Source organism: Rossellomorea sp. LjRoot5 (assembly GCF_964253455.1).
Lineage (GTDB): Bacteria > Bacillota > Bacilli > Bacillales > Bacillaceae_B > Rossellomorea.
Genome location: NZ_CAXUQN020000001.1, coordinates 3,711,354 through 3,725,095, shown reverse-complemented (window position 1 = coordinate 3,725,095; position 13,742 = coordinate 3,711,354). Strand labels below are relative to the sequence as shown.

15 protein-coding genes are annotated in these 13,742 nt (G+C 44.4%); 13 read left to right on the top strand and 2 right to left on the bottom strand.

Going from position 1 to position 13,742, the window contains the following annotated elements:
* Positions 1-93 precede the first annotated feature (93 nt).
* Positions 94-927: a YitT family protein gene (locus ACSQ2E_RS19075; RefSeq protein WP_435993157.1), complete on the bottom strand. Its 834-nt coding sequence runs from the start codon at positions 925-927 to the stop codon at positions 94-96.
* A 181-nt stretch (positions 928-1,108) separates the two neighbouring features.
* On the opposite strand from ACSQ2E_RS19075, the gene ACSQ2E_RS19070 reads away from it, so the two are divergent.
* The gene (locus tag ACSQ2E_RS19070) at positions 1,109-1,717 is read left to right on the top strand and encodes an FMN-binding negative transcriptional regulator (protein ID WP_435993155.1); all 609 of its coding nucleotides are present in this window, start codon (positions 1,109-1,111) and stop codon (positions 1,715-1,717) included.
* 423 nt (positions 1,718-2,140) lie between these two features.
* Positions 2,141-2,902 (top strand): hypothetical protein, encoded by a 762-nt coding sequence (locus tag ACSQ2E_RS19065; RefSeq protein ID WP_435993153.1) that lies wholly within the window; start codon positions 2,141-2,143, stop codon positions 2,900-2,902.
* Positions 2,903-2,953: 51 nt separating this feature from the next.
* Here the strand turns inward: ACSQ2E_RS19065 and ACSQ2E_RS19060 are convergent, their stop codons facing one another.
* Positions 2,954-3,442, bottom strand: a complete 489-nt coding sequence (locus ACSQ2E_RS19060; protein WP_435993151.1) for a DinB family protein — start codon at positions 3,440-3,442, stop codon at positions 2,954-2,956.
* Positions 3,443-3,599: 157 nt separating this feature from the next.
* On the opposite strand from ACSQ2E_RS19060, the gene ACSQ2E_RS19055 reads away from it, so the two are divergent.
* The 11 genes from ACSQ2E_RS19055 (at position 3,600) to ACSQ2E_RS19005 (ending at position 13,733) form a co-directional block, all read left to right on the top strand.
* A complete protein-coding gene (locus ACSQ2E_RS19055; RefSeq protein WP_435993149.1) occupies positions 3,600-3,941 on the top strand; it encodes a PadR family transcriptional regulator in 342 nt (113 codons plus the stop codon).
* Positions 3,934-4,416 carry a hypothetical protein gene (locus ACSQ2E_RS19050; protein ID WP_435993147.1) on the top strand — a complete coding sequence of 161 codons (483 nt, stop codon included), beginning with the start codon at positions 3,934-3,936 and terminating at the stop codon, positions 4,414-4,416. The genes ACSQ2E_RS19055 and ACSQ2E_RS19050 overlap by 8 nt, the downstream gene beginning before the upstream one ends.
* The gene (locus ACSQ2E_RS19045) at positions 4,413-4,919 is read left to right on the top strand and encodes a permease (RefSeq protein ID WP_435993145.1); all 507 of its coding nucleotides are present in this window, start codon (positions 4,413-4,415) and stop codon (positions 4,917-4,919) included. The genes ACSQ2E_RS19050 and ACSQ2E_RS19045 overlap by 4 nt, the downstream gene beginning before the upstream one ends.
* 18 nt (positions 4,920-4,937) lie before the next feature.
* Positions 4,938-5,423, top strand: a complete 486-nt coding sequence (locus ACSQ2E_RS19040; RefSeq protein ID WP_435993143.1) for a hypothetical protein — start codon at positions 4,938-4,940, stop codon at positions 5,421-5,423.
* Positions 5,424-5,649: 226 nt separating this feature from the next.
* Entirely contained in the window at positions 5,650-6,912 is a 1,263-nt protein-coding gene (locus ACSQ2E_RS19035; protein WP_435993142.1) for a phenylacetate--CoA ligase family protein, read from the top strand.
* Positions 6,909-8,273 (top strand): phenylacetate--CoA ligase family protein, encoded by a 1,365-nt coding sequence (locus ACSQ2E_RS19030; protein ID WP_435993140.1) that lies wholly within the window; start codon positions 6,909-6,911, stop codon positions 8,271-8,273. Before ACSQ2E_RS19035 ends, ACSQ2E_RS19030 begins: the two co-directional genes overlap by 4 nt.
* A complete protein-coding gene (locus ACSQ2E_RS19025; RefSeq protein WP_435993138.1) occupies positions 8,270-9,046 on the top strand; it encodes an amidohydrolase family protein in 777 nt (258 codons plus the stop codon). The genes ACSQ2E_RS19030 and ACSQ2E_RS19025 overlap by 4 nt, the downstream gene beginning before the upstream one ends.
* On the top strand, positions 9,043-10,389 hold the full coding sequence (locus ACSQ2E_RS19020) for a phenylacetate--CoA ligase family protein (RefSeq protein ID WP_435993136.1): 1,347 nt from the start codon (positions 9,043-9,045) through the stop codon (positions 10,387-10,389). Before ACSQ2E_RS19025 ends, ACSQ2E_RS19020 begins: the two co-directional genes overlap by 4 nt.
* Before the next feature lie 10 nt (positions 10,390-10,399).
* The gene (locus ACSQ2E_RS19015; RefSeq protein WP_435993134.1) at positions 10,400-11,521 is read left to right on the top strand and encodes a 3-dehydroquinate synthase II; all 1,122 of its coding nucleotides are present in this window, start codon (positions 10,400-10,402) and stop codon (positions 11,519-11,521) included.
* Between the two features lie 21 nt (positions 11,522-11,542).
* Entirely contained in the window at positions 11,543-12,397 is an 855-nt protein-coding gene (locus ACSQ2E_RS19010; protein WP_435993132.1) for a class I fructose-bisphosphate aldolase, read from the top strand.
* Positions 12,378-13,733, top strand: coding sequence for a phenylacetate--CoA ligase family protein (locus ACSQ2E_RS19005; RefSeq protein WP_435993130.1), 1,356 nt, complete (start codon positions 12,378-12,380; stop codon positions 13,731-13,733). The genes ACSQ2E_RS19010 and ACSQ2E_RS19005 overlap by 20 nt, the downstream gene beginning before the upstream one ends.
* The last annotated feature ends 9 nt before the right edge of the window (positions 13,734-13,742 follow it).

The window sequence follows — 13,742 nt, the reverse complement described above, 5'->3', positions numbered from 1 at the left end:
CATAGGTGAAAAGAAAGACAGGTTCCCCGGCCTAATTGAGCCAAGAAACCTGTCCCTCTGGTGAAAAAGGAAGCACGAGAACCGTCCCCATGCTTACGTCTTCGGAAACGTAAATCCTTCCCCGAATACATCTCTCACATCGTGGACAACGACAAATGCTTTATCATCGATCTGCTGGATCATTTTCTTCAGGAGGAAGAGCTCCTGTTTGTTAATCACGACGTATAAGATATCTTTCGACGCTTTTGAATAGTGCCCTCTTGCGTTGATGATGGTGACACCACGGTCCATTTCGGCGCTTACTTTTTCCGCAATGGCGTCGGTATCCTGAGAGATGATCGTGACCGCCTTTCGTGTATCGAATCCGTCGATCAGGTAATCGAGGATCTTCGTACTGATGTAGATGGAGATCCCGGTGTACATCGTATTTTCGATTCCGATGACGAACGATGAACCAAGGACGACAAGAATGTCGAACACGAACATGGTCGTGCTGACTGCCCAGCCGAATTGCTGGTTGAGCATACGGGCAATGATCGTGGAGCCACCCGTGGTACCCCCCGAGCGCAGTACAAGCCCGAGTCCGATCCCGATGAACACTCCGGCAAACACGGTGCCGAGCATGATGTCGACGGAATTTCCCATCCCTTCTGTCAATTGAATGAAGAGGGACGTAAAGAAAATGGCGAGCATGGTGTACCATGTCACCCGTTTATTTAATACCTTATAACCGATCGCGAGGAGGATGCCGTTCATGATGAAGTTGGTGATACCCGGCGACCAGTCCAATACATAATAGAGGGTCATGGAAATCCCCGTCACGCCGCCTTCCCCAAGCTCATTCGGAATGGCAAACAAGTTGACCCCGAGGGCGAAGAATAAGGATCCGATGATGATCAGTGTGATCTCTTTCGTTGTTGAATTCATATGCTCACTCCGTTCTCAATTGATACTAGGATACTATAGCACACGGGGAGCCGCGGGGACAGGTCCCTTGGTTGTTTTATGAAATGTAGATTATGGGCTGTTCGGGAAGCAAGGGGACGGTTCTCTTGCTTCTTTTTTCTTAAAAAAGGGTAGCCACAAAAATGTAGAAAGGCGGATCACAATGTATATTCCCAAAGACTTTAAGATCACCGATGAAACGGTGGCGTTTGGTGTCATTAATGAACACAGCTTTGCGACGCTTTTTTCCCAGCACGAGGGGAGGCCGGTTGCGACGCATTTACCGCTCCTGTTAAACAAGGAGAAAACATACTTATACGGACACTTTGCCCGGCCGAATCCCCAGTGGAAAGAGATTGAACAACAAACGGTGCTGGCCATTTTCCACGGTCCTCATTGTTATATCTCCCCATCATGGTACGAGACGAATCAAACCGTCCCGACCTGGAACTATGTATCCGTCCATGTGTCCGGGGAAGTAGAGCTTGTCGAGGACGACCAAGAGCTCGTTGAATCGCTGCATGAACTGGTATCAACGTTCGAAGCCCGGGACAGTTCCTATAGCCTGGGGGATCTAGACCCTGCGCTGCTCGCCGGCATGAGCAGGGGAGTTCAAGGGTTCAAAATTAAGATCAATCAGATTGAAGGAAAAGCGAAGCTGAGTCAAAATCATTCAATTGAGAGACAAGAGCGCGTGATCCGCCAGCTTGAGCAGAAACCAACTACGGATGAGCAGCAGATTGCTGCTTGGATGAAGGGGAATATGAAGTAGAGGGAGGTTTATACACGTAGCTGTGACCTTCTATTAAGACCTCTCTCAGTCTGGTTTTTGACTGTTTCATAGACCCATCATCCATATTCCGAAGAAAAAGAGCATTGATCATAACAAAAGCCAGGTGAACATGATAGACTGTCCACCTGGCTTTTACATTTAAAGCAAGCTAATTTTCTCTTTTTTTAAAAATTCCTCCCCAGTCAACCGTGATTTCCATTTATTAACCATTTCGTCACAATCCCTTGTCTATTAAGAAAATACGATAAATAATCCTATACATCCTACACAGGATACCTTACATTTAAGATGATAATTCCATAAAAGGATATATATGGTTTTTGGTAACTCAACAGGATTTGGCTTACCGGTATCAGGCACTCGTTGGCTATCCCTCATTTTCTTGGATAAAGGAGGAAGACCGTGGACACTCAACTGATCATCTCACTCGTCATCCTGATTGTACTGGCGGATGTCGGCGCCATCATTCTTTTTATAAAATATAGAAGAGGCCACATGGAGAAGAATCCCTTCATCACGATTCTAAAGAAAGAAGCGATTGTCTTCTACTATGCCCTGTTCAAATGGAAAGTGAGGCCGACTGAAGCAACCTATGCCTATCATAAGGGCTCCAACTATTTCTGGCTGTTCATCGCGCTTCTTCATGAACAGGTGATCGAAGCGTTCGCGTTTCATTACTATTTAAAAGACGTGGATCCACTCCGGGCGGATATCCTTGTCGTGCTACATGTCTACAGCATCCTTTATATGCTCGGGGACTATAATCTTGTCCGGAACTCACCGATTACGTTCAAGGGAAATCAGGTCACCATGAAAATCGGCGTGCGGAGGTCCCTTCGTTTTAACATAGAGGATGTTTCGGCCATTCAGCCGGCAAGAACCCAGTATGCTAAAAGCGGGGGCATCATCCATGAGAAATATGTGTTTCATGTCGCCATGCTGCCAAGGGTGTTCACCCGTGTCTTCGGGATGATCGATGAGTTGAGGTATGAAATCATCTTCAAGGAACCGATTGAGGCGAGAGGGTATTTCGGGCAGAGGAAAGTGGTGAAGAAGGCGTTGATTTATATGGAGGATGCGGAGCCGTTTATAGCGGATCTTCGTGCAAAAGTCCAGAGCGTACCTGCAGTCGACAAGGAAATGCGGGCAACAAACATAAAATAAACTGTCACTACATAATAAAAACAGCCGGCTCCCGCCGGCTGTCATTGCTACTTAACCCTTCATCGCTTCCATTTCTTCCTTACTCGGTCCATACACCCCAGGCACTTTCAAATCAGCCTGACGCATGAGAACCGTCAATTGACCACGGTGATGAGCCTGATGCTGAATCAGTAAGCGGAATACGGCTTGAACCGGCATTTCCATTCCAAAGAGATTGACCATTTCGTTCATCTTTTCATCTGACACTTGCTCAGAAACGGCTTCTACGAGGCGGTCGCTGACGAGCTTATATGTTTCACTGATTTCTGTAGCCGACGTCGGTGCTTCTTTGCGAAGATCCGGCACTTCGAATGTGATGCCAACTTGAGCCGGGAAGTAGTATGTAGCTCCCGTGATGTGCCAGGCAACGCTTCCGATGCTGTACAGGTCGGGTGCGACAACTTGTTTCAGCGACTCATCCGTCAGTGCGTCCATTACCTTTTGGGTGACTGCGGCTTCTTGTTTCCATTCTTGTAGGAAATCATTTTTGGATGTGAACATGGTATTCCCTCCTGAATTTTAAATGATACTTTCCTTTTTATTGTATCACGTTGAACTCGTTAATACTTCCATTTTGCAAACTGTTATTGACAGTATACTGTTATTAGCAGTATACTGTTTTTAACAGTTTAAATCATAATGTAGGAGGTCATCATAGATGAAACATACAGGAAGACATACAGGCGCATTTCTTTTGATGTTTTTAACGGAGGGGGATTGCTACGGTGGTCAGCTTCTTCAGAAGTGTCAGGATGAAATTCCGGTCAACCCAATTGACAGTGCGATCATTTACCGCACCCTGAAAAAGTTGGAGACGGAAGGGGCCGTTGAGTCTTATATTGGTACATCAGGAGAGAAGCCGATAAAAATGTACCGGATCACCGAAACGGGAAAAAGAACATTGGAGGACTTTCATGAAGATATTGAAAGTAAGATCAAGAACTTATCCTTTTTCTTAGGTAAGTATAAGGAATGGAAGAAGGGACCCAACCATGATTAACGGTCTGATTCTTTACGGAATAGCTCTTATCTTAACCGGAATTTCGTTCTGGAAAGACAGGGAAAAGACGAGAGGAGCCATGAGTAAGGCGTGGAAAATGTTCAGCAATATTATGCCTGATGTGCTGGCGATTATGCTGTTTGTCGGATTATCTTTATCCATTCTCACTCCAGAACTCATTTCTTCCATCGTCGGGAAGGAATCCGGCGTCTTGGGCCTCGTTTACTCCACGATCATTGGTTCTGTTTCCCTCATCCCGAGCTTTGTGGTCTTTCCACTTGGTGCGACACTGGTGGAAAACGGGGCGGGTCTTCCCCAGGTGGCAGCCTTGATGGCTTCGTTCATGGCCGTCGGGATCGTCACGTTACCTATGGAACAAAAGGTGTTTGGACGTAGTTTTGCGATAGCGCGAAATGGGGCAACCGTTGTCATGTCTGTTCTATTCGCCGTTCTAATTTGGGTGGTGATGGCATGAAACAGGTAAAGAGATATCGATTCTTTCTTATTCTCCTTGTCGGCCTTATCGTTCTGACTAGTGTAAACAGATCAGCAGGATGGGAGGCGGCTCAGGTGACGGGAACCAGCATGCTGGATATGCTGTTCCTTCTGCCCCCGGTCCTCGTGTTAGTGGGATTATTGGACAAATGGGTGGAAAAGGAAACGATGATCCGCTATATGGGGAAAGACTCAGGGTTCTATGGCATCCTCTTCTCCCTGCTTCTCGGAACCATCGCAGCTGGGCCGTTATACGTGGCCTTTCCCATGGCTGTCCTGTTTTTGAAAAAAGGGGCAAGTGTCCGCTACATCGTCTTCTTCCTCGGAGTCTGGTCAACGTCGAAACTGCCGGTCGTGATTTACGAGCTGGCCTCCTTTGGGATGAAATTCACCATGATCCACATCGGATTCGGTCTACTGTTTGCCTATATCCTCGGTGTGCTGTTTGAGAAATTCTATCAGCCGGGGGAATTGTTGAAGTGAAGCGAGGGAACGGTTCTCTTGCTTCTTTTTCGTACCAAATGGAAGCAGCAGAACCGTCCCCTTGCACACGACCCTGACAATCTGATGGGAAAATATGAATCTACCCAGAACCTCACAGTTTCAAAAGAGCAGTTCGAAGATAACGTACTCGACGCAGCCTGGTTTTTGTTTCAGCACCAGAAAGCAGCGGCGAGAGGGAATGATACGTGGGCCGTGGAAATGCTGCGGCACTCTATGAGAAACGTGACGATCATCCTGCTGTCGCGATACGCGAAGGAGCGGGAGGTACTTGGGTTGAAGACGATTCACAGGGACCTCCCAAAAGAACGACAAGATCGTGTGGTGGAGATTTATGAGGCGATGACACCTTCCCATCATGAGGTAGCGGTGCGGAAGATAGCTGGTCTGTTAGAAAGTGAGTTTGCTTGGATTCTGGAAGAGCTTGGTGAGGGAGAAGTCGTTTCGTTTATGAGCTTGATGGTTGGGAGAGTATTGGCGGGTTGAAGAAGCACGGGGACGGTTCTCGTGCTTCTTTTTTGTGCCAATAGGAAGCAACAGAACCGTCCCTGTGCTCCCCCTGTAGAAAATTGACGGATAAAAATGAGGCTAAAGACTCAAATTAATCAGAATATAGTCAAAATTTGTACTATTTGTATTGATTATAATGAACTACCTGTCTATAATTTAGAATAAATTACTAGTAAACCAATAATTTGGTAGTTAACTAGTTTTGATTGGAGGGAGAGACATAAATACATATGTAAAAAGTCGAATTGAAATCGATCTTGGGAGTTTACTCGAAAAAGTACTTGGTTCGCCCTTCTATGCGAATAAATTAAAGTCTAAGGATTCCTTTTCGTCTATAAAAGATGTTCCTTTTACGACAAAGGAAGAGTTGAGAGAGACATCCAAATTCGATTTGTTGGCAGTGAAAAAAAGACGTATCAGTCATTTTCATGAATCTTCCGGTACAACCGGCATTCCTTCCGTCTCATGGTATACCAAAGAGGATTTAGAAACGGGCGGACAAGAGATAGCAGAATCAGGAATAAAACTGAATGACAATGATTTAGTGTTGATCAGATTCCCATTTTCCCTGTTCGTCCCAGCTTATTTAGTCCTTCATGCAGCGTACCAAACCGGTGCAGGGGTGGTTCCGGCAAGCAGCAGGAACACGGTTACACCTTACCCGAAAGTACTGGAATTAATGAGAGAGCTTGAAGTGACTGTATTTGCCGGACTTCCGAGAGAACTGGAACTGCTTGCTGAAACTGCTTTGCAAATGTCTATCGACCCCCAAGATGCTTTTCCTCATTTGAGAGGTATCCTGGTTGCTGGAGAGTTGTTGTCGCCAAGGCGAAAGGCGTATCTTGAAAAGGTCTGGGGAAGGCCCATATATAACTTATATGGATCAACAGAAACCGGTAATATCGCTAAAATGTGTGAATTCGGGCTCCTTCACTTATCTGAGGAAAACTATTATGTAGAAGTGTTTGAGGAGTCATTGGAATCTGAAAAAAGCCTTGGAGAGATCGGAGTAGGAGTGGTTACGACTCTTACAAATCAAGGGTCACCACTCATAAGGTATGCAACCGGGGATTTAGTTTCTATACACGATTCCAAATGTAGATGCGGTTCAAATCATGTGGAAATACGACACTATGGCCGGGCGAATGATTGTTTGACCATTGCGGGTAAAACCATTGGGCTGTACGAACTGCAGGAAGCGATTTATTCTTTGGAGCATGTTCCGATAGCTTGGAAAGTAAGAGAGACAGACAGCGGAATGGATATTGCATTGCAATTTACAGAAACCCTTTCCCTATCAAACGATGAGATTAAAGAACATTTATTGAATTGCAACCTACCGGATGGCATCAATCTGAGAATTGGTGAAATTCTATTCGATACATCCGCGTTACTAGATAAGGAAATAAGCAGAAAGCCTGTTTATATTGAAAAAAACAGCTTCAAAGGAGGAACGGGGATTTGATTCACTCATCCGAAATTAGGCCGAATGTATTTGAGGAGGATTTGGAAACGTCCATTTTCACTCCACTGAAGCTCTTCTTCGAGAGTGTACATAAGCGGGGTCAGACCATTGAATCCTTAAGTCGGGAGGATAAAGAAGCCTACTACATGCAGGCACTTAATCTATTATTAGAATATGTTTGGGAACATAATGAATATTATCGAAAGAGATTAATAGAAAGTGGATTTACTACTCCAACGATCAACCACCTTGCTGATATAGACAAGATCCCTTTTCTTGAGAAAGACCAATTGAAAGGAAATCGTGATCTTCTATTATCCGTAGACCGCTCAAGAATTACCCAATATCACCTCACATCAGGTACTACAGGTAAGCCCATTTATAATGCACTTACACTGAATGACCAGTACTTCCATGATGCAATACCATCCTATCCTACACTTTATGAAGGCGATTCATCCAATGATGTTGTTGGAATCGCCCTGCCCTATGAATTTGCCCAGCCAGCTTTAGGATTTCACAGACTTTATCAATTTATTTTCGGAGCAGCAGTCGTATCCCTTGGAAAAGGGGGCTATATGGCTCCATTGGATAAAACGGTGGAGGCATTAAACCAATTCAACGTATCCATCCTTATTACCACGCCTTCTTATGCAACCTTATTAGCAGAACAAATTGAGTCCATGGGGCTTTCTATTGGGAAAGAGGTCAATGTACGGAAATTGATGTTGACCGGGGAAGGGTGTTCTCCGCAATTCATTACCAGGTTAAAAGAAATTTGGAATTGTGAGATTCACCAGATTTATGGTTCGACCGAATGTGGTCTGGTTGGAATACAGGACAATGTAGAGGACGGTTACCAGGTCTTAGACGGCAATGTACTGGTTGAAATAGTGGATGAAAAAGGGAGCCCATTGGAAAATGGGGAACTCGGAGAAATTGTGATTACAACTCTTTTAAGAGAAGCCATGCCATTTATCCGTTATAAAACGGGTGATATAGGATTTCTTAAAGAACCGGCTGAAGGGTCGCCCAATGAGCTGAAACGATTGCACCTCCGAGGAAGGATTGGAAGTACGTTCTTAATAGAAGGAATCGAATATTCACCTATATTGCTGGAACATTTTCTTCTGATGAATCCAGATGTAGGACTATGGTTTCGTTTTGTAATTCATGATGAAGAATTGACCATTGAAATAGAGAATCCCAATGGAGTCGATGAAGATGAACTGACAGAACAAGTGAAAAGGCATATGTATGCTGCAGGAGGGGTCGTTTGCAACGTATCTATTGTAGAGAAGATTAAGCGAGAATACTCAAAAGTAAATCGAGTGCATTATAAGGAGGAAACGAATCAATGATTATTGATGCCCATGCTCACATTGCGGAAATGCCTTATATCAGCGTTGAAAAATTAATGACAACCATGTTGGAAGCCAAGATTGATAAAACGGTGCTGTTCCCCGGAGGAATGGTCGATGTCAGGAAGATGACCAATTATGTCATAGGAAAAGATAAACCGGAGAAGCCTGAAGCGAATAATGAGTATGTTTTAAGGTTGGTAAAGAAATATCCGGAGTTATTTTTTGGGTTCTGTAATGTGAATGTAAATAATAAGTCGGAAAAGGTCCTTGAACAGTTGGACTATTATATTAAGCAGGGACTGCATGGTCTTAAGATGGCTCCGATGGTACATCAGTTTTCCTTATTGGGGAAAACTTCAAAAGCACTTGCCGATCTTTGCGGACAATTGGATATCCCTTTTTATACCCATACGATCTTCCATGCAAGTGCAAGCACGGCAGCAGTGGGCAAATTGGCAAGTGAATTCAAGAACACGACATTCATCATCGGACATATGGGCTTCGGACCGCTTGATATTGAAGCGATCGAATTGTCCACTGCGTTAGATAATGTATATTTAGAAACCTCCTCCTCCAATTACTTGGCTATCGAAACAGCTGTGAAGAAGTGCGGGCACGAAAAGCTCATTTATGGATCGGAATTTCCACTTTCCGACCCTTATGTCGAGAAGGTGAAAATTGAGCGATTGCCGATTACAGATGATGAGAAAGACCACATCTTCAGTAAAAATATACTTCGGTTGATGAAAGCAGAAGTGGGGGTAGGATGAGTATGCCATTACTGACCCAATCACTTTCCATCCCGAAAGGAGAATTTCATCTTACCAGTATCAAACGCTGGTTTGATGGTCTGGAAGCTTCAGGGGATTCGCTTGAAACGATGTCGAGGGATGATGTGAAGGAATATCACAGGCTAACCTTAAAGCACCTCCTTCATTATGTATGGGAAAACAATTCATTTTATCGTGACAGATTACAATCAGCAGGATTTGAACCGGATCAGCCTTTTGGCTTAGAGGATTATCCAACAATCCCGTTTCTGACGAAAGATGACTTGAGGGAAAGGTATAAAGACATCTTAACCAAGCAGAAACTTGCCCATATATGTAAATCGACGGGCACTACGGGGACTAAACCAAGTTACATTGGACATACGATGGATGAATTGTATTCTTATTATTTTGCTCCAAAATACCCGACGTTGATGGAAAAGGTGAAAAACCAGGTGGTGGCCAATGCCCTTCCTTATGAAATGAGTTCATCTGCACTCACATTTCATCATGAATTTCAACATTTACTTCACTGCACCATTCTTCCCATCGGAAAAGGCGGGGCCTATTCTGAACCGGAAATTGCCCTTCAATTCATGAAAGACTGGGAAGCTGAAATACTCGTCACAACGCCGTCTTATGCGATTGTCTTATATGAGCATGCCAAAGCACTCGGGATGGACGTGAAGGAAGACTTTACTATCAACCATATTTTTCTGACCGGTGAGGGAACGTCCCATTACTTCAGAAAGAGAATCGAAACCATTTGGGGGTGTAAGTCTACCATCTTGTTTGGTTCGCTTGAAGCTATGCTTATCGGCCTGGAGTGTGAGGTGCAGGACGGATTCCATTTGGCAGATGGGCACCTTTATATAGAAATCGTCGACCAGGAAACCCTGGAGCCTCTGGAGGCCGGGCAACAAGGAGAAATTGTCGTTACCACTTTACTCCGTGAGGGCATGCCGCTGGTCCGATTCCGGACTGGCGATATTGGCTTCATTGATGAGAGTGGTTGTGATTGTGGAGTGAACCTTCCGAAACTATTCCTCCGTGGGCGGAATATTGAACAAATCATCATTGAAACGGGCGAGTATTCCCCTTTTCACCTTGAAAATATTCTTATGCAGGTGGATGGAGTGGGGAACTGGTATCGGTTCATTGTAAAAGAGAAGCAGCTGAAGGTAGAAGTAGAGCCATTAGATGAAACGGTTGATCGTGAATTACTTTCAGAACAAATCAGTTCCAGTCTGGAATTTCATATCAACACATATTGTGATGTGCAAGTGGTGGATAAGGTCCACCGGAATGCTGGGAAAATGAAACGAGTCTGGTTAGAGGACTAGGAGGAATTCCATGGAAAAGCGAACGATCTGGTACGATGCGCGAAACGATTATATAGAGCAAGAACTGTTGGCATTGGTCAATCAATCCTATAATTTTAATGGCATCCTTTATCATGTCGATCAAATGGGAGAGTGGGCACACTCTGATCGTTTGACGATTGCCATTCATGTCAATTCATTGCAAGACCTGGAGCGTTACCTGGATCAGGCAAGCAATGAACGGGCAGACGTCGTTATTGTATCTTCCTGTCAAGGTGTTTTAGACAAAGCAAGATTAGTAGATTTGAAGACTGGTCTCTATGTGTATATAGAGGATGAATCGTCTATGTTAAGAGCCTGTGAAGAGGGTAGTGACCATCATTATCTTCTGGTGGAATTTAAGGATGAGACGAATATACCGCTAGAGTTGGTGATTGCAAAGCTTCAACAGAGCGACACGGAAATTATTAAGTACGTCCAGTCTGTAAGCGATGCCGTGGTCTCAAAAGAAGTGATGGAAGTGGGTTGTGATGGCTTCCTGATAGACACTAACAAGGCGGAGGTCATTTCTCAATTGAATACTGTGTTGGAAAAGGCAAAGACGACTTCTCTCCAGGTCGTCAGAGCAATCGTAACGGATGTCGTTCACCTTGGTCCAGGCGAACGGGCATGTATTGATACAACGAGTCTCCTCACCACAGAAGAAGCGATGATTGTGGGATCTACTTCTGGAGGAGGTCTCCTTGTTTGCAGTGAGACGCATTATTTACCGTATATGAATACCAGGCCATTTCGTGTCAATGCGGGAGCCGTCCACAGTTATATATGGTGTCCAAACGATACAACTGAATATATTACAGATTTGAAGGTAGGGGGGAAAGTCTCGGTCATCGATACGAAGGGGAACCTCAGGGAAGTGAATATTGGCAGAATAAAGATAGAGGTAAGGCCACTCCTGTTGATAGAGGCTGAGTATGAAGGAAAGAAGATTAATGCTATTGTCCAGGATGACTGGCATATTCGGATATTTGATGGAGATGGCAATCCTAAAAATGCGACGGCTTTCAAAAAGGGTGACGAGATACTGGCATATGAATGTGAACCGGGAAGGCATGTAGGAGTCAAAATACTAGAAAAGATTACTGAAAATTAAACTTGAAAAGGGTGGTTTAAGATGAGTAAGTCTCTTAGAATGAATCGATTGTTTCATCCAGTTTCACGCAATGCAATCTTTTTTCCTGTAGACCACGGAACAACATTAGGGCCACTGGGGAAGTTAACGGACATTCCTGCACTGTCTAAGATGGCTGAAGAAAACAATTTTCAATCCATAGTAGCACACAAAGGCACCATTCACTGGGCAATCGAAAGAGGTGGTGAAACCCGGAACATGAATTATCTTCTCCACCTTTCTGCTTCCACCAATTTTGTATTGAACGGGGAATTTAAACAATTGGTTTCTACCATTGAACATGGACTCAGGATCGGGGTATCCGGTATTTCCGTCCATGTGAATCTCGGGGTCCAAGAAGAGCCTGCCATGTTGAAGGATTTAGGACTTGTCTGTGATGAAGCCTATAAATGGGGACTTCCGGTATTGGCAATGATGAACGTATTTGGAGAACAGGCCCTCAATCCCAATAAGAATAGTATTGCTCATGCGGTTCGTGTAGCAGGTGAAGTGGGAGCGGATATCGTCAAGGTGAAATACCCGGGAACGATAGAAAAGATGGAAGAAGCCATTCAAGCATTCCCCATCCCTGTATTAATATCCGGCGGAGAAAAGTCTAATGATCTTATCGCATTATTTAAAGAAATTCATGTTTCAATGAAAGCTGGAGCAAGAGGTGTATCAATAGGAAGGAATATTTTTGAAGATAGGTATCCTGCTGCAATGTCCAAAGCGCTGTCAAGTCTTGTTCATGATTTTGTCCAACCGGAAGAAGCGGTGGACATCTATCTGGATCATTCCGCTCAACTGGAAAATTCTTATTTAGGGAGTGAAAACCATGGAGTTACAAGCTCATAAGTATTCACGAAAAATGGTGGTCGATATTGATTCGGACCTTACTTATGAAGGGCTCCTTCCCTTTTTCGATCAAGTAGAGGCGGAAGGGCGATCGTTTGATGCCCTTCCAAAGGAAGAAATCCTTTCTTATCAATTAGAAGCCGTAAATGCTCTTCTAGAACATGCGGTCAATAACAACCGGTACTTTCAAGAGACCTTTCATATGAACGGGATTTCAAATCCTGCATTGAATTCCCTCGAGGACATAGCGAGATTGCCGTTCTTGCACAAAGAGTCGATCCGGGGTGATAAGAGCAAGCTTTTATGTATGGATCCCAAGGAAATCGGTCAAGTCCACGTAACGTCGGGTACCACCGGGAAGCCGATATATACCTCTTTTACATTGGCAGATCAATATATTTATGAGTTATTGCCTAAATATACAATCCTTTTTCCAGAAAGCGACCAGGATGTAGCTGCGGTTGCTTTGCCCTATGAATTTGCCTTGCCTGGTTTAGGCTTTCAAAGGCTCTTTCAGTTTTCCTTTGGCTCGACGGTCCTGTCATTAGGAAAAGGTGGATACATGGCCCCGGTCGACAAGTCCCTGGAGTTGATGAGGGAATTTGGAGTCACCGTTTTAGCCACTACCCCTTCATATGCTGCCCTTTTAGCCGAAGAAAGCGTGAAGCAGGGGATTGACATTCAGCGGGACATTGGATTAAAGAGAATGATCTTAACGGGTGAAGGATGCTCTTATGAGTTTCGAAATAGATTGGAAGTGCTTTGGGGATGTGAGGTCTCCTTCTTCTATGGTTCCACGGAGTGTGGTGTGATCGGCATTGAGTGCAAAGAGCACAATGGCTATCATATCGCTGAGGGTCATGTGAAAGTAGAGATTGTAGAAGCTGAGGGAGAACAGGTATTGGATCACGGGGAAATCGGGGAACTCGTCGTGACGACTCTGCTTCGTGAGGGGATGCCGATGATCCGGTACCGGACCGGGGACATTGGATATTTAATGAAATCCGAATGTTCATGCGGCTCCCAGATGGATCTCTTACAGTTGAGAGGAAGATTGGAGAACCAATTGAATATCGGCGGTGAACAATACTCACCATTCTTATTGGAGAATTGCCTCTTAAAGATAGAAGGTGTCGGGCTATGGTATCACTTCGTCATTGAAGAAGATCAAAGCATTACGATAGAAGTTGAAAGAAGCATGGACTGTACGGATGAGAATCTGAAAGATCGCATAGAAGCGGAGATGAACGCTCTTTTTTCCACCTCTTTTAAAGTTGTCATTACAGAAATCCCCAGAACATTCGGTAAAGCGAATAGAATGATTATTCGAAAATAATATCAATCA

What these genes read in the sequence shown, in the direction of transcription:
- ACSQ2E_RS19055 (WP_435993149.1), top strand. Translation starts at nt 3,600, where the DNA reads ATGAAACATACAGGAAGACATACAGGCGCATTTCTTTTGATGTTTTTA.
- ACSQ2E_RS19070 (WP_435993155.1), top strand. Translation starts at nt 1,109, where the DNA reads ATGTATATTCCCAAAGACTTTAAGATCACCGATGAAACGGTGGCGTTT.
- ACSQ2E_RS19020 (WP_435993136.1), top strand. Translation starts at nt 9,043, where the DNA reads ATGAGTATGCCATTACTGACCCAATCACTTTCCATCCCGAAAGGAGAA.
- ACSQ2E_RS19050 (WP_435993147.1), top strand. Translation starts at nt 3,934, where the DNA reads ATGATTAACGGTCTGATTCTTTACGGAATAGCTCTTATCTTAACCGGA.
- ACSQ2E_RS19025 (WP_435993138.1), top strand. Translation starts at nt 8,270, where the DNA reads ATGATTATTGATGCCCATGCTCACATTGCGGAAATGCCTTATATCAGC.
- ACSQ2E_RS19045 (WP_435993145.1), top strand. Translation starts at nt 4,413, where the DNA reads ATGAAACAGGTAAAGAGATATCGATTCTTTCTTATTCTCCTTGTCGGC.
- ACSQ2E_RS19075 (WP_435993157.1), bottom strand. Translation starts at nt 927, where the DNA reads ATGAATTCAACAACGAAAGAGATCACACTGATCATCATCGGATCCTTA.
- ACSQ2E_RS19005 (WP_435993130.1), top strand. Translation starts at nt 12,378, where the DNA reads ATGGAGTTACAAGCTCATAAGTATTCACGAAAAATGGTGGTCGATATT.
- ACSQ2E_RS19060 (WP_435993151.1), bottom strand. Translation starts at nt 3,442, where the DNA reads ATGTTCACATCCAAAAATGATTTCCTACAAGAATGGAAACAAGAAGCC.
- ACSQ2E_RS19015 (WP_435993134.1), top strand. Translation starts at nt 10,400, where the DNA reads ATGGAAAAGCGAACGATCTGGTACGATGCGCGAAACGATTATATAGAG.
- ACSQ2E_RS19010 (WP_435993132.1), top strand. Translation starts at nt 11,543, where the DNA reads ATGAGTAAGTCTCTTAGAATGAATCGATTGTTTCATCCAGTTTCACGC.